Annotated in this window: 21 protein-coding genes; 9 read left to right on the top strand and 12 right to left on the bottom strand. The window is 29.4% G+C overall.

What is annotated here, in order from left to right:
• Positions 1–207, bottom strand: a 207-nt coding sequence (locus GBG18_RS13550; RefSeq protein WP_152191892.1) for a response regulator, incomplete at its 3' end; no start/stop codon positions are given.
• Positions 204–1,499, bottom strand: a complete 1,296-nt coding sequence (locus GBG18_RS13545; RefSeq protein WP_152191891.1) for a sensor histidine kinase — start codon at positions 1,497–1,499, stop codon at positions 204–206. The genes GBG18_RS13550 and GBG18_RS13545, both read right to left, overlap by 4 nt.
• 131 nt (positions 1,500–1,630) lie before the next feature.
• Between GBG18_RS13545 and GBG18_RS13540 the strand changes: the two genes are divergently transcribed.
• Genes GBG18_RS13540 through GBG18_RS13510 form a run of 7 tightly spaced genes read left to right on the top strand, consistent with a single transcriptional unit; the run spans position 1,631 to position 7,010 of the window.
• Positions 1,631–1,864 (top strand): phenol hydroxylase subunit, encoded by a 234-nt coding sequence (locus GBG18_RS13540; RefSeq protein WP_152191889.1) that lies wholly within the window; start codon positions 1,631–1,633, stop codon positions 1,862–1,864.
• A gap of 15 nt (positions 1,865–1,879) precedes the next feature.
• The gene (locus tag GBG18_RS13535; RefSeq protein WP_152191887.1) at positions 1,880–2,872 is read left to right on the top strand and encodes a ferritin family protein; all 993 of its coding nucleotides are present in this window, start codon (positions 1,880–1,882) and stop codon (positions 2,870–2,872) included.
• Positions 2,873–2,902: 30 nt separating this feature from the next.
• Positions 2,903–3,178, top strand: coding sequence for an MmoB/DmpM family protein (locus GBG18_RS13530; protein ID WP_152191885.1), 276 nt, complete (start codon positions 2,903–2,905; stop codon positions 3,176–3,178).
• A gap of 29 nt (positions 3,179–3,207) precedes the next feature.
• Positions 3,208–4,722 (top strand): YHS domain-containing protein, encoded by a 1,515-nt coding sequence (locus tag GBG18_RS13525; protein ID WP_152191884.1) that lies wholly within the window; start codon positions 3,208–3,210, stop codon positions 4,720–4,722.
• A 12-nt stretch (positions 4,723–4,734) separates the two neighbouring features.
• Positions 4,735–5,094, top strand: a complete 360-nt coding sequence (locus tag GBG18_RS13520) for a phenol hydroxylase subunit P4 (RefSeq protein WP_152191882.1) — start codon at positions 4,735–4,737, stop codon at positions 5,092–5,094.
• Positions 5,095–5,097: 3 nt separating this feature from the next.
• Complete coding sequence (locus GBG18_RS13515) at positions 5,098–6,156, top strand: NADH:ubiquinone reductase (Na(+)-transporting) subunit F (RefSeq protein WP_152191880.1); 1,059 nt, start codon at positions 5,098–5,100, stop codon at positions 6,154–6,156.
• Between the two features lie 32 nt (positions 6,157–6,188).
• Positions 6,189–7,010, top strand: coding sequence for an alpha/beta fold hydrolase (locus GBG18_RS13510; RefSeq protein ID WP_152191879.1), 822 nt, complete (start codon positions 6,189–6,191; stop codon positions 7,008–7,010).
• A gap of 93 nt (positions 7,011–7,103) precedes the next feature.
• Here the strand turns inward: GBG18_RS13510 and GBG18_RS15375 are convergent, their stop codons facing one another.
• From GBG18_RS15375 to GBG18_RS13495, 4 genes are all read right to left on the bottom strand, one after another.
• Positions 7,104–7,247 carry a hypothetical protein gene (locus GBG18_RS15375; protein WP_193311156.1) on the bottom strand — a complete coding sequence of 48 codons (144 nt, stop codon included), beginning with the start codon at positions 7,245–7,247 and terminating at the stop codon, positions 7,104–7,106.
• Positions 7,248–7,333: 86 nt separating this feature from the next.
• Positions 7,334–7,585: a hypothetical protein gene (locus GBG18_RS13505; RefSeq protein ID WP_152191877.1), complete on the bottom strand. Its 252-nt coding sequence runs from the start codon at positions 7,583–7,585 to the stop codon at positions 7,334–7,336.
• A 4-nt stretch (positions 7,586–7,589) separates the two neighbouring features.
• Positions 7,590–9,866, bottom strand: a complete 2,277-nt coding sequence (locus GBG18_RS13500) for an N-6 DNA methylase (RefSeq protein ID WP_152191875.1) — start codon at positions 9,864–9,866, stop codon at positions 7,590–7,592.
• A 1-nt stretch (position 9,867) separates the two neighbouring features.
• Complete coding sequence (locus GBG18_RS13495; RefSeq protein ID WP_152191874.1) at positions 9,868–10,083, bottom strand: DUF6471 domain-containing protein; 216 nt, start codon at positions 10,081–10,083, stop codon at positions 9,868–9,870.
• Between the two features lie 157 nt (positions 10,084–10,240).
• Here GBG18_RS13495 and GBG18_RS13490 point away from each other — a divergent pair, with 157 nt between their 5' ends.
• Entirely contained in the window at positions 10,241–11,269 is a 1,029-nt protein-coding gene (locus GBG18_RS13490) for an IS1595 family transposase (RefSeq protein ID WP_152191872.1), read from the top strand.
• 121 nt (positions 11,270–11,390) lie between these two features.
• Here GBG18_RS13490 and GBG18_RS13485 read toward each other — a convergent pair whose 3' ends face one another.
• The gene (locus tag GBG18_RS13485) at positions 11,391–11,888 is read right to left on the bottom strand and encodes a hypothetical protein (RefSeq protein WP_152191870.1); all 498 of its coding nucleotides are present in this window, start codon (positions 11,886–11,888) and stop codon (positions 11,391–11,393) included.
• Positions 11,889–12,096: 208 nt separating this feature from the next.
• Here GBG18_RS13485 and GBG18_RS13480 point away from each other — a divergent pair, with 208 nt between their 5' ends.
• A complete protein-coding gene (locus GBG18_RS13480; protein WP_152191869.1) occupies positions 12,097–12,900 on the top strand; it encodes a sulfite exporter TauE/SafE family protein in 804 nt (267 codons plus the stop codon).
• A gap of 26 nt (positions 12,901–12,926) precedes the next feature.
• Here GBG18_RS13480 and GBG18_RS13475 read toward each other — a convergent pair whose 3' ends face one another.
• The 5 genes from GBG18_RS13475 to GBG18_RS13455 all read right to left on the bottom strand — a co-directional run.
• Entirely contained in the window at positions 12,927–13,937 is a 1,011-nt protein-coding gene (locus GBG18_RS13475; RefSeq protein WP_152191867.1) for a branched-chain amino acid ABC transporter permease, read from the bottom strand.
• Positions 13,938–14,810: a branched-chain amino acid ABC transporter permease gene (locus GBG18_RS13470; protein ID WP_226898709.1), complete on the bottom strand. Its 873-nt coding sequence runs from the start codon at positions 14,808–14,810 to the stop codon at positions 13,938–13,940. It abuts the gene before it with no gap.
• Between the two features lie 2 nt (positions 14,811–14,812).
• Positions 14,813–15,511, bottom strand: a complete 699-nt coding sequence (locus tag GBG18_RS13465) for an ABC transporter ATP-binding protein (RefSeq protein ID WP_152191865.1) — start codon at positions 15,509–15,511, stop codon at positions 14,813–14,815.
• A complete protein-coding gene (locus GBG18_RS13460; protein WP_152191864.1) occupies positions 15,511–16,227 on the bottom strand; it encodes an ABC transporter ATP-binding protein in 717 nt (238 codons plus the stop codon). Before GBG18_RS13460 ends, GBG18_RS13465 begins: the two co-directional genes overlap by 1 nt.
• A gap of 74 nt (positions 16,228–16,301) precedes the next feature.
• Positions 16,302–17,594, bottom strand: a 1,293-nt coding sequence (locus GBG18_RS13455) for an ABC transporter substrate-binding protein (protein WP_226896506.1), incomplete at its 5' end; no start/stop codon positions are given.

Genomic DNA, 17,594 nt, shown 5'->3' with positions numbered 1-17,594 from the left:
TGCAAGTTCAATACCTGTTGTAGGTCCTTTTAAATAAATATCCATTAATATTAAATCCGGAACTATCCCTTTTTCTAATATCTTCATAGTTTTACATTTATTGGGTGCAATACCACAAGGTTCATAACCTAAGTCTTGAAGTGACTCTTTTAAATTTAAAGCTATTATTGATTCATCTTCTACTATTAATATTTTAACTTTACTCATAAATCTTCCTCTTCTTTTGGAAATACGATATTACATTCTAATCCATTATTATTTATAAACTCTATTGTTGCATCAAGTTGATCTTCTACAATTGAATGAATTAATTGCATACCAATTGATTCACTTTTATATAACTCTTTAATATTTTCTAAGCCTTCACCATTATCTCTAATCTTTATATGTATATTCTCACCATTTTCTCTCATATGAATACATAAAAGGTTATCTCTATCTTCTTTAAATGCATATTTTAAAGAATTAACACACAATTCATGTAATACCATTCCAATTTGTATGCATCTGTTTGTTGAAAAAACTAATTTATCAATATGTAATTCAACGTTAAGTTTTGTATTTTGTGAGATATATAACTCTTTTATATCATCAATTAATTTTTTTATGTATTCTTGTACATTTATATAAGCTAAGTTCTCTCCTAGATATAAAAACTCATGAACCAACGCCATTGTATTGATTCTACTTTTACTTTGTTTTAAAATATATTTTACTTCTTCATCTTGTGCACGTCTAAGTTGCATTGATAATAGTGATGAGATTATTTCCATATTATTTTTAACTCTATGATGTATCTCTTTTAGTAAAATATTTTTCTCTTCTAAAGATTTTTGTAACTCTTGATTTATTGATGTTATTCTATTTCTATCATTAATTCTTTGTGTCATGTCTCTTCCAAAAGCACAGATATAATCTACTCCATTATGTTTAAAAGCATGACCTGAAACCTCTACAGGAAATATAGAATTATCTTTTTTCTTTTGTGTAGTTTCTAATCTCCAATCTTTTGTATTTTTTATATCAATCATTCGTTTTATTGCAGTTTCTCTAGTAAACTGTGGATCCATATCTTCAAGATTCATCTCTAAGAATTCTTCTTGTGTATAACCTAACATTTCACAAGCTGCTTCATTTACATAGATAAATTTTGCATCAAGTGTAAACCAATAAATTGCATCAACAGAGTTGTTTAAAGCAAACTCATAAGGAATTAATCTTTGTTTATCTCTCTCTTTTAAATCATTATAGGACTTATCAATTCTTTTAATAACTTTTTGCATATGATTTAATATTATAAAAACTATTAGACCCATTAATATAAAAAATAATAAACCAATAGTTAGCGGTCCTTGTTCGCTTACATTATTGTATTGAAAGAAAACTTTTATAAATTTATCTAATGAAAGTATTCCAAAGATACCCGTAAAAAGATAAAAAATAGAAAATTTTACTGGTATATTCTTATTATTAAACAAATGCTTTTTAAACGGAATCATATCTTTTCCTTCTTTTCTTTGTATTCTATCAAATTTTTTTTTATTTAATTTTTTTTGCGAATAATTTGCGATTTTATTTACATACTATTTCTTTGTTTTAGAAACTAAGAGGAATCTTATTAGGAGTTTTTATGTATGAACTAATGCCAGAAGAAAAAAAATTTATACAAATCATGGAAATTAGAGATGATGGATTTGTAGAATTTAATTTTGCAATTGCTGAAGCTGCTATGAACGTAGAACTTATTCTACCGTATAAAGCTTTTATCGAGTTCTGTCAAAACAATAGAGTCTCTTTTTTTACAGAAGAGCAAGATGCTGAAGTGTTAATTGATAATGAAAATTGGCAATTTGGATTAAATTAAAATTAAGGAAGAAATATGGAATTAAATATTGCAAGTGTTGAAATAGAACCCAAAAGACATACTTTTGGAAATGTTGCTAGAAGATTAGGTGAAGATAGACCAGCATCAAGATATGAAGAATCTATGTATGATGCACAACCAACTGAAAACTTTCATTACCGACCACAGTGGGAACCTGAATTTGAGATTTATGATAAGGCTAGAACTAAAATTAAAATGAATGATTGGTATGATTTATTAGATCCAAGAAAATTTCATTATATGACTTATGTATCAACTAGAGCATCTCAAAATGCTGCAAATTTACAAAGTTTTGATTTCATCGAAAAAAGGTCTTTAGTTAATTTTATAAAACAAGAAAATTTACAAAAAGCTTTTGATTTTCTTACACCATTAAGACATTATGAATATGGTGCAAATATGAATAATCTTGCAATTGTAGATAGAGTTTATGGAACAGCAATGATGTCAGCTACTATGTTTCATGCAGAAGATAGGCTAGGAATGGCACAGCATATAACAAAAATGATTTTATTACTTGGTAATAATGATGTTACAAAACTTGATTCAGGTAAAGAAGCTTGGATGAATGATTCTAAATGGCAAGGATTAAGAAAAGCTGTTGAAGACTCTTTAGTTGTTAAAGACCCAATTAGATTATTTGTTAAACAAAATGTAGTTTTTGATGCTTTTGTTATTCCTTTAATGATTAATGAATTTTCAAAAGAGATGGCTGCGAATGAAGAAATGGTAGTGCCAATGCTTAGTGAATTTATTACTTCATGGTATGAAGAAACAGTTAAATGGTTAGATAGTGTTATTAAAGTTATGGCAAATGAATCTAGTGAAAATAAAGAATTATTAATTCAATGGATTAAAGAAGATATTGAGATTATGGAAGATGCAATGGAACCATTATCAGAGTTTTCAGTAAATGCAAGTGAATTATTGTCTTCTACTAAGTTGGAGTTAATTAACAGATTAAATAAATCTGGAATAACTTTATAAAAATTTAAAATAAATTTAAAAGGAAATTAAATGTCAGCTAGTATCGCGTTATTATGCCTTCAATCTACAGAAGATGGAAGAGCAATTGCAGAAGCAATAAGAGAAGATAATGAAGGTGTTGTAATTACAAATAAACCAGCAATGATTCAAATAGAACGAGCTGAAAGAATTGTAGTAAAAGCTTCTACTGTATCGGAGCATTTAGGAAGAGCTTGGGATCCTGAAGAGTTACAATTAGCACTTATTTCTATTGCAGGTCAAGTTGATGAAACAGATGACGAATTTATCGTTTATTGGAATAATTAATAAATATTTATAAAATAAAGGGAGATATTATGAGTGTAAATCAAAGAAAAAAAAGATTAAATAAAAAAGATGCATATAAATATATGACAAGACTTGGTTGGGATCCAACTTATCAAAAAGAAGAAGATGTTTTTCCATATTTAGAAATGGAAGGATTAAAAATTCACGATTGGGAAGCATGGGAAGATCCATTTAAAATGACTATGGATTCTTACTGGAAATTACAGGCTGAAAAAGATAAAAAACTTTATTCAATTATTGATGCATTTGCTCAAAATAATGCACAAAAAAATATTTCAGATGCTAGATATGTAAATGCACTAAAACTATTTTTAACAGCTGTAACACCACTTGAGTATAAAGTTGTTCAAGGTTTTTCACACGCAGCTCGTGCTTTCAAAGGTGAGGGTGCTTCAATTGCTTGTCAAATGCAAGCTATTGATGAGTTAAGACATTACCAAACTCAAGTTCATACTATGAGTCATTATAATAAATATTTTGATGGCTTTAGTGAACATACTACTTTGCGTGATAGAGTTTGGTATTTATCTGTTCCAAAATCTTTTGCTGATGATGCAAGTACAGCTGGACCTTTTGAGTATTTAACAGCTATTTCATTCTCTTTTGAGTTTGTATTAACAAGTTTACTTTTTGTGCCTTTTATGAGTGGAGCTGCATACAATGGTGATATGGCAACTGTTACATTTGGATTTTCAGCACAAAGTGATGAGTCAAGACATATGACACTTGGACTTTCAGCAATTAAATTTATGCTAGAACAAGATGCAGACAATGTACCTATTGTTCAAAAATGGATGGATAAATGGCTATGGAGAGGTTATAGAATGTTAGGTCTTGTATCAACAATGATGGATTATATGCTTCCTAACTCTCCCACTTCTTGGTCTGAAGCAGTTGAATTATATATTGAACAAAACTGTATAGCACTTTATAAAGATTTAGAGAAATATGGAATTAAATTACCAACAGATTTACTAAATACAATTGTTGCTGAAAAAGGACACGTGTCTCATCAGTTTTGGAATATGTTATATAATCATACAAATGCAATGGCATTGCATATTTGGATGCCAGATGAGCAAAAAATGAATTGGTTAAGTGAAAAATATCCAGATACTTTTGATAAATATTATAGACCAATGTTTGAAAGATATATAGCTTTACAAGAAAAAGGGGAAAGATATTATTCAGAAACACTACCTCAAATTTGTCAAACTTGTCAAATTCCATTAGGGTTTACAGATATTGAGGGTGGAAATCCACATGTTTATACTCATAAAACATCTGAATATAATGGTGAGATTTTCCATACTTGTTCTGATGGATGTAAAGAGATATTTGATGCACAACCTGAAAAATATGTTCAATCTTGGTTACCTCCACATCAAATATTCCAAGGAAATTGCGGAGGTGCAACTATACCAGAAGTTTTAAAATGGTATAAAATTGAGCATGGACAAGACAATCTAGACTATGTAGGTTCACCTGATGAAGCTATGTGGAATAAATTAAAAAATAAGTAAAAGGAGAATAAGATGGCAATTCAATCAATTGGAGAATATCCAATCATAATGAAAGATAAAGTAGAAAATTTTCATGGTAATCAATTAGTATATCTATATTGGTATGGACATAGGGTAGTTAGCTCTCCAAGAGCATTTCCATTACCTCCTGAAATGCCTTTTGGTGCGATAGTTTCTGATTTAATTCCTATAACATATAAAATTGAACCAGATTTTAAAGATTTAGATTTTGATAAAACAGAAGTTATTTGGGAAATAGATGGAAAAGTTGTAGTTCCTGATTTTTCAAAAAGTTTAAAAGAAAATGGTGTTGGTCATAAATCTCTTGTTAAATTTATAACACCTTCTTTAACAGGTAAAGTAGGAGCATAAATTATGGCTTGTAAATTAGAAATAGAACCAACAGGTGATATAGTAGATATTCAAGAAGGTCAAACTCTTCTTGATGCTGCCTTAAGACAAGGTGTTTACCTTCCTCATGCATGTAATCATGGTCTTTGTGGAACTTGTAAAGTTGAGGTTTTAGAAGGAGAAGTAGACTTAGGTGATGCTTCACCTTTTGCTTTAATGGAGAGTGAAAGAGATGATGGTTTTTGTTTAGCATGTACTGCAACTGCCGATGAAGATGTAGTAATTGAAGCTGAGATTGATGTTGATGTTGATGCAAGATCAATTCCTATAAAAGATATTATGGGTACAGTTGTAAAAAGAGAAATGCTAACACCTAGAATTTTAGGTCTTTGGATTGAACTTGATGAAGAAATTGATTTCCAAGCAGGACAATATATAAATTATCATGTTCCAGGATTTGATGAACCACGTGCATTTTCACTAGCTAATCAGCCAAGTACAGGAAAAGTTATTGAATTAAATATTGGTATTATTCCAGATGGAGAAGCAACTCCTTGGATTCATAATAATGTAAAAGTTGGAGATAGAAGAAAAATCACAGGACCTTTTGGAAGATTCTTTGTAAAAAGAAGTGCCCAAAAACCAATGATATTTTTTGCTGGTGGATCAGGACTTTCAAGCCCAAAATCAATGATTCTAGATGAATTAGAAAATGGATGTACTCAAGATATTACTCTTTTTCATGGTGCTAGAAATGAAGAAGAATTATATTATGCAGATATGTTTAGAGGTTTAGAAAGTAAACATGAAAACTTTAGATATATTCCTGTGCTATCTGATAATAAAAATGAAAACTGGACAGGTGAAATAGGTTTTACAAATGATGTTGCTAAAAAAATATACGATAATCAATTTGCAGGAAATAAAGCTTATCTTTGTGGACCTCCTATGATGAGTGATGCTTGTATAACAGCACTTATGCAAGGAAGACTATTTGAAAAAGATATTCATACAGAAAAATTCTTTTCAAGAGCTGATTTATATAAAGAAGAAGTGAAAAGTCCTTTATTTAAATCAATATAAAACAGATATATATTAAATAATTAAGGAAAAAGATGTCAAATCCAGAAATAGCAAAAAAAATCAAAACAGGAAGTTTCAATACAAATTATCATGATATAGGTGAAGGTGAGCCAATTATGTTTATACATGGTTCAGGTCCTGGTGTTTCAGCTTTTGCAAATTGGAGATTATGTATGCCTAGTATTTCAGAAAAGTTTAGAGTTATTGCACCTGATATGGTAGGCTTTGGTTATTCTGATAGACCTAAAAATATGGTTTATAGTATGGATATTTGGGTTCAACAAACAATAGATTTAATGGATGCTTTAGAAATAGAAAGAATAAATCTTGTTGGTAATTCTTTTGGAGGAGCACTTGCTCTTTCTTTATCAATAAAATATCCAGAAAGATTTAATAAAATTGTTTTAATGGGTGCAGCAGGTGTTGATTTTGATTTAACTTATGGTTTAGATAAAGTCTGGGGATATACTCCAAGTATTGAAAATATGAAGGAATTACTTGATATTTTTGCATACAATAGAGAATTAGTAAGTGATGATTTAGCCAAACTAAGATACGAAGCAAGTGTTCGTCCAGGTTTTCAAGAATCATTTTCTTCGATGTTTCCAACTCCAAGACAAAATGGTATTGATTTATTATCAAGTGATGAGAATGATATAAAAAATATTAAGCATGATACTTTAATTGTTCATGGAAGAGAAGATAAAGTTATCCCTCTTCAAAATTCTATTAAATTAAATCAATTAATAAAAAAATCGCAACTTCATATTTTTGGAGAATGTGGTCATTGGACACAAATTGAGCATAATAAAAGATTTAATAAACTTTTAGTAGACTTTTTTTCTGAAGAATAAATTGATTCACTTCTTTATCAATGACTAATAAACGGTCTTATGTAGCAGAGTAACCCAAATAAAAACCTAATTTTTATCTGAATTACAGGAATATTATTCTGATATTCCTGTTAATAATACTCTATAGGCAATTTGTTCTCTATTTAGATTATCACTTGTCTGGATATCAAAATAAGATACTGTATCTTTTGAAATAAAATCATTTAGCTTTTCTGCAATATCTCCTGCTATAAACATAGAGGCATCCTTATTTATTATAAATATAAATGCTACTGTTTTTGCATTCGTTCTAAATCTATCTCATTTTTCATAATATGACCCTTTTACTTTTTATTAATTACTTCTGCTAATATTTTATTAACACCATTTCTTTTATCATTAACACGTTCTAATTGGATAACCCCACCGTTAGCAGGACAATCCATATCATCAAAGAGTTTTTCAACTGCTATCTCCATTATATCTTGGGTAATATCTTTCTCCCAATTAAAAAAGCCCTCATCATAAGCTTGTAGAGATATTACACCTGTTTCATGGTTATAGTTTATTTTTAATTCTGATGGTTCTTTATTCATTATTCTAAATCCAAGATGACAAGCTATCATATAAATTATTAATATAATTTTCCATATATAACCAATCAATTTTATTTTCTTCATTAATTGGTAAAGTAATATATTCTTTTTTTAATTTCGCACCAGAAAGCATTATATTAAAATCATATTTGGATAACTTCTTCTGTAAAACAGAGCATATAAACAAAGCATTCTTTTCATTTAAATTTTCATTATATAATATTTTAATAGCAGATCCAGCTCCGCCTCGACCAATAAAATCCTTTTCTTGATAAAAAGAAAATCCACCTATTGCGGAAACAGTTATACAACCTCCTTTATCAAGACTTTCATCAGTTTTAACATATTTTTCTATACCATTATTAAAAGCTCCTGATGCAACAAAAGGAATGGCTCCGTGTTCTAAGTAATCGGTAGATTTACGAGGTTTTGGATGAATTAGATTAAAAATCCCTTTTTCTCCACATATTAAAAACTTTTTCCATTTATTTACAGCAATAGTTGATGATTGATTTTCATCTGCTATATTAGATTTTATTGTATTTATAAATTTCTTGTCAATATCATCTGTATTGTTATATAAAAGAAAATCGAGTATTTTATTTTTAAATCTATCAGGATTTATATTAAATTTAAAAAGTAAATGATTCAAAACAATTTTTTTAAAATCTTGAGTATCTATCTCAAATGGTTCTTCTTCAATTTTATAACTTAAATTTTCATTTGGATTTAGCCATTGAATCGTTTTGTCACCACTTTGAGTATATATCACATCAATCCAATATCTTTCAATATCTTCCCAATTGTTTTGTATGTCTTGTCTTCCTTGATTTTTAATTGTTTTAAGTCCATCTTCCAAGATAGCACATGCAAATATTTTTTTATTATTTTGGGGTATCCCACTTTTGAAAATAAAAATACTAGTTGTTACTCCACTAAATATTTCATTTGGCAACTTAATAATTTTTATTAAAGAGTGATTTAAAAGTATTTTTTTTGCTTTTTTTATATTTGCTTCCAATTTGTTATCTGGCATAATGAAAGCACATGTTTTATCCCTATCTACACTTTCTAATACATTTAAAACGATATCTAAACATCCGTATTTGTTTTCAAAAGGAGGATTCATTAGAACTTTTGTAATTTTCTTATTTCTTATCCATGCTTTTGCTTCACTACTACGAGCATCTAACTGTTCTAAATTAGTTTTCCCATCCTTGTGGATAATCATATTTGCACAAGCCAAAGCGTAAATTTCTTTATCCATTTCAATACCAAAGAGTTGCTCTTGTTTTATAACTTTGGCTTTATCTGTAGAATTTCCTCCTGCTTCTTTAATCATGTTACACATAGATTTTACAAGAAAAGCCCCACTTCCACATGCAGCATCGAGAATGTAATCATCTTTATTTACGTCAATAATCTTATACATTAAACTTGTAATGTGGTCTGGAGTAAAGACTTGTCCACTTTCACTTTTCCCCTTGTATCTATTGAACTCATTAAAGAAGATTGCCATAACATCTTCACCATTCCAAAAATCACTATTTATGTTATCACTTATATCGCAAACAGCTTCAATAAAATCATTAATTGCTTCTTGATTTTCGTTAATATTCATTTTGATCGAAGAATAAGCTTCAAGTAAAATATCTAATTTAATATTTTGTCTCCTTGCCTCTTCAAAGCTTTTTGCAAGTGTAGTATGAATTGAAGTATGAAAAGTAGTATAATTCATTCCTTTTACTAATATAGAACCATACCTTTTAGCTACTAATGCACAAGCAGTAAATACCATTCTGTGGTATAAATTTTTTATTCCAAATTTAAAGTGAAGATTATTATTGATTCTTGCTGTAAGATTATAAATCTTTTGTGTATCTATTTTATTTTTAGTAAATAAACTTAAATAATACTCTTTGTTTTTGAGTTCATCTTCATCTTGTAAAAAAACGCCATTTTTATAGATTTTTACACTAACTCCATTATATACAATACCAATATTTTTATGATATTTTTTTTCTACTATAGCTATATTTTTTAACAATTCTTCTGTGTGTGCTTTTTTTATTGTAAATTTTTCACTTTTTGCCTCCAATATAATTGCAGGAAAAGTACTTTCATTTGGTAAATACCATCCATCTGGTCTATCTTTTACACCTATAAAGCCCAACTGATTAAACGATGTGATTTGACCAACACCACTTACTGCAGTATCTGTATTTCCAAAACCTAGTATTTTACCTGCTTCTTCTCTGATTACGTCTTCTGTTTTAATCACACTAGTCCTTTAATCTTAAATTTTTTAATCCAATAACTTCAAATACCTGCAATGCAAATAAAAAGCTAAAAGTGCCTCTATTTATCTTATTAGCTAAATTAATCTGAGTATCTTCCACTCCAATCTTTTTTAGTCTTTTAGATAATTCTATATAGTCTATATCTTGTTTTGCTAACTCTGATTTAATCATTGATTTAGCTTTATTTTTCCAATCCATAAATATCCTTATAAATTCAGTATTGCATATAATATCTTTTAATTAATCTTTTGTCAAGAATTTTAATCATATATTATGAAATTAATTGAATTTAGGATTGACATATTTAATCATATATGATATAATATACTCATAAAACAATTAAAAGGAACATGAGATGGCACAACACTTTTTACTAACAGCAAAATCAAGAACAATATCTGAATTAGAAGTTGCAAGAATGAGTGAGGAGGAAGCTAGAGTTACTTTTGAAAAGTTAAGATGGGATTCAACGAACGGTAAACCTGTATGTTCAAATTGTGGATGTACTGAATCATATACAATTAATACAACATCTAAAACAGGTAAATCAATTAGAAGATATAAATGTAAAGCTTGTAGAAAACAATATACAGTTACAAGTGGTACTTTATTTGCTAATCATAAATTAGAGTTAAGAGATTATCTAATGGCTATTATTGTATTTACTAATGCAGTTAAAGGTATTAGTGCATCTCAAATGTCACGAGCTTTAGGAGTTCAATATAAAACAGCTTTTGTTTTAGTTCACAAACTTCGTGCTTCTTTAATGGATAATCAATCAAATAGTAAATTATCTGGTACAGTTGAGATGGATGGTTGTTATGTTGGTAAAACTAGACCAGAGAACAAAAAAGAGGATAGATTAGATTTAAGATTATCTGCTAATGCCAATCCAAATAAAAGATGTGTATTAGTAGCTCGTCAAAGAGATACAGATGGTGTAGGAGCTAATAAAACTGTAACTTGTATATCTAAAGGTGAATCTACATTAGCTATTGATACTTTTGCTAAAAATAATATAGAGTTAAATTCAACTATCCATAGTGATGGTGCTATTGGATATGATAATTTAGAAGCATGGTATAACTCAATCAAAGGAGACCATTCAATTGCTTATGTTGGGGAAAATGGAGAGTGTTCAAATCAAGCAGAATCATTTTTCTCTAGATTTAGAAGATTACAATACGGTCAATGTCATAAATTAGGTAATTTATACTTATCTAACTATGTAAATGAAATTGCATATAGAGAAGATAATAGAAGAGTATCAAATGGAGCTATGATGTTTGATATAGCTAGAAAATCTATCAATACACCTACTCATAATGAGTGGACAGGATATTGGCAAGGTAATAAGCGTACATCTGAAAGATTGGTAGCTTAGTACCGATAGGTGAGAATCGTTAAATAAATGATAACTGCTTATTATTTATAGATTCGGAACTGTAGTTGATGTGATAGAATAGCACCAACGAAAGCAAAAGAACAAGTGAGCGACTTGTAGCTTAGTTCTTTATCTTCCAAATAATAGATAAACCATCCTTACCAACTTGTTCGATAATTTGAGATTTTTCAAGAGTTCTTAAAATCTGAACTACAATTTTTTGGATATTTTTATTCAGAGCATTATCACTTTTATCAATCTTTTTTAAATCTTGAACTTTTAAAGATATATCACTTGTTGTTAATTGTCCTGTAGAGGTTCTAAGAACCGACAATACTAACTTTTTACACTCACCATTAATAAAATGACTGTTTCTCGCCCTAGGCTTTCTATTTGAAAATTTTACATTGAGTTTTTTAATAGTTTTATCACAATCACCATCAAACAAACAGATAACTTGCTCCATAGCTTCCAAATCTGATTTTATTTTTGATATTTTAGCTTCGTATTCATCTTGAATCTGTTTTAGTTCCATTTGTTTATCAGCTAAAGCATATAAAACATGAGATTTATTGTTCTTTTGTAGTCCTGTTTGATTGTATAGTGGATGTTTACCCATAATGTGTCCTTTCTGGCACTAAATGCCGATACTACTAAACTTTAAAAAGTTTATGTATGTATATATTTAAGTTATGTGTAATTATATCGTTTAGACTAGATAAATACTAGATTTTAAAGGGTTTTTGGTGGGTTACTTTGCTACATAAGACCGCTAATAAACAACTTTAGATACTTAGAATATTTACATTTATTAGAAAGGAAATGTTATGCTAGATTTAGAAATGATACTTCAGTTGATTTTATTAGGTGGATTAGTTGGAGTTGTATCTGGATTATTTGGTATTGGTGGAGGGGGAATTATTGTTCCTTCTTTAACATCAATATTTTTATTGCAGGGTATAGATGAGCAAAATGTGGTACATTTTGCATTGGGTACTTCAATGGCAATAATTGTAATTACTTCTTTATCAAGTGTTTTAGCTCAACAAAAAAAGAAGGCTATTATCTGGAATATTTCTAAGATGATGGTACCTGGTATTTTTGTTGGTACTTTTTTATCAACTTTTATTGCTTCTCTATTAAATTCAGTAACACTATCAATAATATTTACATCTTTTATGCTTTATTCCTCAATTAAAATGTTTTTAAACAATGAGTCAGATATAAAGAAAAAAGTTTTCAATAAAAAAATACAATTTTTTGCAGGTTCATTAATTGGTGGTTTATCCGCATTGGTTTCAATAGGTGGTGGAATTTTAAGTGTTCCCTATCTATTACTTCAAAATATTGATATCAAAAAAGCCATTGCTACATCTTCGAGTTTGGGCTTATTTATTGCAATATCTGGAACATTAGGATATATTGTAAATGGATGGTCATATAATTCATTTGATCAATTATTAGTAGGTTATGTTAGTTTGCCTGCTTTATTATTTGTTGGGATAACTAGTTACTTAACTGCTCCCATAGGCGTAAAACTTTTGCATCGATTTGATGTATCATTAATGAAAAGGCTTTTTTCTTTAATCCCTTTTTTGTTAAGTATAAGGATGATTTTTGAGTTAATATAAAATCACTTCTTGAGAAGTGATTTTAGTTATTCCCTCTTTTTAACATGTCGTTTTATTGCAAAGAAGTGTATATTATTAAATTTACTCTTAATAAGTCCCCATAATCCTTGAGGTGCTTTAATCATAATAATTATTGTAAATAGTCCTAATACAATAAGATACCAAGTTCCTAAGTCATCCATTGTTTCTCTCATTGTTATATAAACGATGGTACCAATAATTGGACCTTCGATTGTTCCAATTCCTCCAATTACAACTATAAAAAACATAATTACAGTCCATTCAATGGAAAAAGCAGCTTCAGGAGAAACTCTTAATTTTGTAATAAATATTAATGCTCCGGCCATTCCCGTTACAAATGCAGCAGTTAAATATACAAATAGTTTTACCTTTTTTACTTTTATACCTAGACTTTCTGATGCTACTTCATTATCTCTAACAGCAGTTAATGAAATCCCATATTTTGATCTTAAAAGATAATTAACTAAGATTACTGAACCTATACCCAAAAGAATTGCAAACCAAAGTGTTAAAGATTCTCTCCACCAAGTTGGAATTCCTTTCATTGTTTTTGTAATTGATAAACCTGAACCTCCACCTAACCAAGAAGAATTTGAAAATAATAGTCTGAATGTTTCAGCTAAAACCCAAGTACCAACAGCAAAATAAACACCTTTTAGTCTAAATGCAACTTTTGATACAAAATATCCTACAATTAATGAAACTAACCCCGCAATAGGTATTACTAAAAATGGATCAATTCCAAGTTTATAGGAGAATATTACTAAACAATATGCTCCAATTCCAATAAATAGTTGTTGACCAACTGATACTAACCCTCCATAACCTGCGAGTAAATTCCACATTTGTGCAATAGATAAAATATATAAAAATTCAGTAACTTTTCTTATATCAGCACGTCCAAGCCACCAAGGAGTTGATATTAAGAAAATTATAAATATTATTGTAAATATTGAAAAACCTTTAGTTAATTTATTACCTCTAGTAATTTCATATTTTGATGAAACTGATTCCATTTATTTCTCCTTAGTTTTTGGAAATAAACCATTAGGTTTAATCATTAATATAATAATAAACACAAGATGTCCTGCTAATATTCCCCATCCTGGGTTAATATTTGAACCAATTGTTTGTGCTACACCTAATATTATTCCACCAATTAGTGTTCCCCAAAAAGAACCAAGTCCTCCAATAATTACAACTTCAAAAGCATATAATAATTGTAAGGGTCCAGCTGCTGGGTCAAAGTTTGTACGTATTGCTAAAAGTACACCAGCAATTGCAGTAACTCCAAGAGCTAATCCCATTGCCATCGCATAAATATGCTTAGTTTTAATACCCATTAATTGTGCTGTAACATGGTCATCTGAAGTAGCTCTAAAGCATATACCTAACTTCGTATTATAGAATATATATTGTAGTCCAAAGATAACTGCTATTGCAATTACTATAGTAAGCAAAGGAAAAACACCAATTGCAATATCACTTACTAATTGAATACTTGATACTTCAACAGCTCCAGCATTTAATCCTCTAAAATCTGCAGAGAATATTTCTAAAAGTAAATTTTGTACTATAATTGACATACCAAAGGTTACAAGTAACGGTGCTAATATATCATTTCCTAGTGTTTTATTTAATACTAGTTTTTGTAATACATAACCAAAACATGCCATTAAAGGAACTATTAATAATATTGTATAAAAAGGATTTATTCCTAAAGGGTGCACAACTGCAAAGGCAAGATATGCAGACATTATAATAAAGTCTCCATGTGCCATATTTATTATTCTCATTACTCCAAAAGATAATGATAGTCCCGTTGCAAATAATGCATAAAGACCACCAAGTAATATCCCTTGAATAATTACATTTAGCCATTCAATCATTTTTAAACTCCAAAATACGCTTGAGATATTTCATCATGTGTTAAGTCACTTGGTTTTCCTTGAAGTGAAACTTTTCCTTCTTGAAAACAGTAAACACGATCTGAAACTTTAAGTGCTTGATTTATATCTTGTTCAACTATTACAATTGAAATACCTTCTTTTTTAATTTCAGGAAAAATTGCATAGATATCTTTTACAATTACAGGTGCAAGTCCTAATGAAATTTCATCACAAAGTAAAACTTTTGGATTAGACATTAATCCTCTACCAATTGCAACCATTTGTTGTTGCCCACCAGAAAGAGCAGTTCCTGGTGATAATCGTCTCTCTTTTAAAATAGGAAAAATTTCATATATTTTTTCAAGAGTCCATTTCCCTTCTCTTTGTGATTCTTTTCCTATTAAAAGATTTTCCTCAACAGTTAAACTTGGGAAAAGTTTTCTTCCTTCTGGAACCATAGAAATTCCTAGTTTTGCTATTTCATCAGCTTCAACGCCACCTATATCTTTATTATTTAGTTTTATAGAAGTAGTGTCAACACTAATTAAACCAGTAATAGATTTTAAAAATGTTGATTTTCCAGCTCCGTTTGAACCAATTATTGCTACAGTCTCACCTTCATCTAAATGAAAATCAATTCCAAATAATGCTTGAAAATCACCATATTTTGCAATAAGGTTATTACACTCTAAAATACTCATTATTCAATCCCCATATATACTTCTTTAACTTCAGAACTATTCATAACATCTTCAGGAGTACCTTCAATTAAAAGTTCTCCAAAGTTAATTGCAATTAAACGATCAACAACAGATAAAAGAGCATGAACAATATGTTCAATCCAAATAATTGAAACACCTGCTTTTCTTATATCTTTAATTAATTCAATCAACTCAAAAACTTCTTGTTCTGTTAACCCTCCAGCAATTTCATCTAAAAGTAAAACTTTTGGTTGTGTTGATAATGCTTTTGCAAGTTCTAACCTTTTACGCTCTAACAATGACAATGTTCCTGCAAGTGCTTCAGCTTTATCTATTAATCCCGTTTGTTCTAATACATAAAGAGCCAATTCTTCTGCTTCTTTTTCTGAATAGTTATTTCCATAAACAGCACCTACTAAAACATTTTCAAAAACACTCATTCCTTCAAATGGCTGAGGAATTTGATAAGTTCTTCCAAATCCTGCTACACATCTATCCGATGAAGATAGGGCTAAAATACTTTTATCATTAAATAATATCTCTCCACTATCAGGTGTTATATCTCCTGAAATAAGATTGAAAAGTGTAGTTTTACCTGCGCCATTTGGTCCTAAAATACCAATAGCTTCTCCTCTTTTTAGTTCAAAGGATAAATCATTTGTTACTTTTAAAGATCCAAAGCTTTTGGAAACATTTTGTACTTTTAGTAAACTCAAAAAAAACTCCTATAATTAAATTTATTTAAAGTTCATAATATAAATATTATGAACTTTATATTGTTCTTCTATTTTTAATTAATAGGAGATAGTTTGCTTTGAACTTTAATAGATTTTGCTTGAGAATTTTCAACAATTTCTAGTTCAAGGTTTTTACCTTTTCTTTTCCATTGACCAGATACTAAAGGTGTTTTACTAATATTTGGAACTGGTCCTGTTTTAAAGTTAACAGGTCCGACAATTGATGAATAATCAGTATTTGCAATAGCATCTCTGATTGATTCAAGTTTACCAGGACCTTCAGATCTTTTTAATACATCAATTGCAACTTCAAATAATGCATGTTTGAAACCTAACGGCATTGTCCATTGTTTATTTGTAGCTTCTGTATATGCTTGTGCAAGTTGTGCCGATGTTTGATTAGTTAATCCTGATGTAAATGGATGATTCGGCGACCACCATACTTCAACACTTAAATTATTCGCTCTATCACCGAATGGTTCAATAGCAATTGGGAATTCACTAGCTTTTGCAATAGTTGCAATTTTTGGATTAAATCCTTGTTGACCTGCTTGATTCCAGAAATTTGCCATATCAGGTGGTGGTATAACTCCTGTTACAATTTCAACACCTTGTTTTTTAAACTCATAAATAAAAGATGAAAAATCACTTGATGGAGATTGATATCTTCCCAGATCTACAATTTTATATCCCATCTTTTCTAAAACAGGAGGGAATCCATGTTTTTTATCTGCCCATGCATTACCATCTGAATCATTAGGGAATAAAACACCAATAACTTTATTTGTTGGTACTTGCTCCCAAAGATTTGTAAATGAACCAATTACATCTTCTAATCCCCAAAAGAAATGATAAGTCCATTCAAAACCTTCCTTTGGATCTCCTCCACGTCCGAAGAAGTGAGGTTGCCATGGGGTATCTGTTGTTAAACAAGGGATTCCATTTATCTCACACTGATCAGCAACAGGATTTGTAGTTGCAGGTGTACTTGCAGCAATTACTAAATCAACTTCATCATCTAGGATTAGTTGTGAAGCAACTTCTGATGCTCTATTTGAATTTGACTGACTATCTTTATAGATTATTTCAATAGAATGTTTAACTCCATTAATTGTAATTCCATCTTTTGTTGCTTCTTTTACTTGTGATAAAGTAAACTTATCAGGTTCAGCAAAGATAGCTAGAGGTCCAGTTTGAGGACTAACATATCCAATTTTAAAAGCTTTACCTTTTTTTTCTGAAGCTGCAAATACATTTGTTGTATTTAAAGCTGCAAATCCAGCAAATGTTGCTCCACCTAGACGTTTAAATGCATCTCTTCTAGTTAAATTCTTTTTCATTTCTTT

This window comes from Poseidonibacter ostreae (assembly GCF_009208075.1).
GTDB lineage: Bacteria > Campylobacterota > Campylobacteria > Campylobacterales > Arcobacteraceae > Poseidonibacter > Poseidonibacter ostreae.
Note: the sequence above shows the minus strand (reverse complement) of the source record. Positions and strands in the feature narration are given on the sequence as shown.

Excerpts from the sequence above, each read along its gene's own strand:
- GBG18_RS13485 (WP_152191870.1), bottom strand. The coding sequence starts at position 11,888 with ATGGGTAAACATCCACTATACAATCAAACAGGACTACAAAAGAACAAT.
- GBG18_RS13470 (WP_226898709.1), bottom strand. The coding sequence starts at position 14,810 with ATGATTGAATGGCTAAATGTAATTATTCAAGGGATATTACTTGGTGGT.
- GBG18_RS13505 (WP_152191877.1), bottom strand. The coding sequence starts at position 7,585 with ATGAATAAAGAACCATCAGAATTAAAAATAAACTATAACCATGAAACA.
- GBG18_RS13515 (WP_152191880.1), top strand. The coding sequence starts at position 5,098 with ATGGCTTGTAAATTAGAAATAGAACCAACAGGTGATATAGTAGATATT.
- GBG18_RS13545 (WP_152191891.1), bottom strand. The coding sequence starts at position 1,499 with ATGATTCCGTTTAAAAAGCATTTGTTTAATAATAAGAATATACCAGTA.
- GBG18_RS13530 (WP_152191885.1), top strand. The coding sequence starts at position 2,903 with ATGTCAGCTAGTATCGCGTTATTATGCCTTCAATCTACAGAAGATGGA.
- GBG18_RS13480 (WP_152191869.1), top strand. The coding sequence starts at position 12,097 with ATGCTAGATTTAGAAATGATACTTCAGTTGATTTTATTAGGTGGATTA.
- GBG18_RS13510 (WP_152191879.1), top strand. The coding sequence starts at position 6,189 with ATGTCAAATCCAGAAATAGCAAAAAAAATCAAAACAGGAAGTTTCAAT.
- GBG18_RS13540 (WP_152191889.1), top strand. The coding sequence starts at position 1,631 with ATGTATGAACTAATGCCAGAAGAAAAAAAATTTATACAAATCATGGAA.
- GBG18_RS13520 (WP_152191882.1), top strand. The coding sequence starts at position 4,735 with ATGGCAATTCAATCAATTGGAGAATATCCAATCATAATGAAAGATAAA.
- GBG18_RS13495 (WP_152191874.1), bottom strand. The coding sequence starts at position 10,083 with ATGGATTGGAAAAATAAAGCTAAATCAATGATTAAATCAGAGTTAGCA.
- GBG18_RS13475 (WP_152191867.1), bottom strand. The coding sequence starts at position 13,937 with ATGGAATCAGTTTCATCAAAATATGAAATTACTAGAGGTAATAAATTA.
- GBG18_RS13490 (WP_152191872.1), top strand. The coding sequence starts at position 10,241 with ATGGCACAACACTTTTTACTAACAGCAAAATCAAGAACAATATCTGAA.
- GBG18_RS13525 (WP_152191884.1), top strand. The coding sequence starts at position 3,208 with ATGAGTGTAAATCAAAGAAAAAAAAGATTAAATAAAAAAGATGCATAT.
- GBG18_RS15375 (WP_193311156.1), bottom strand. The coding sequence starts at position 7,247 with ATGTTTATAGCAGGAGATATTGCAGAAAAGCTAAATGATTTTATTTCA.
- GBG18_RS13465 (WP_152191865.1), bottom strand. The coding sequence starts at position 15,511 with ATGAGTATTTTAGAGTGTAATAACCTTATTGCAAAATATGGTGATTTT.
- GBG18_RS13535 (WP_152191887.1), top strand. The coding sequence starts at position 1,880 with ATGGAATTAAATATTGCAAGTGTTGAAATAGAACCCAAAAGACATACT.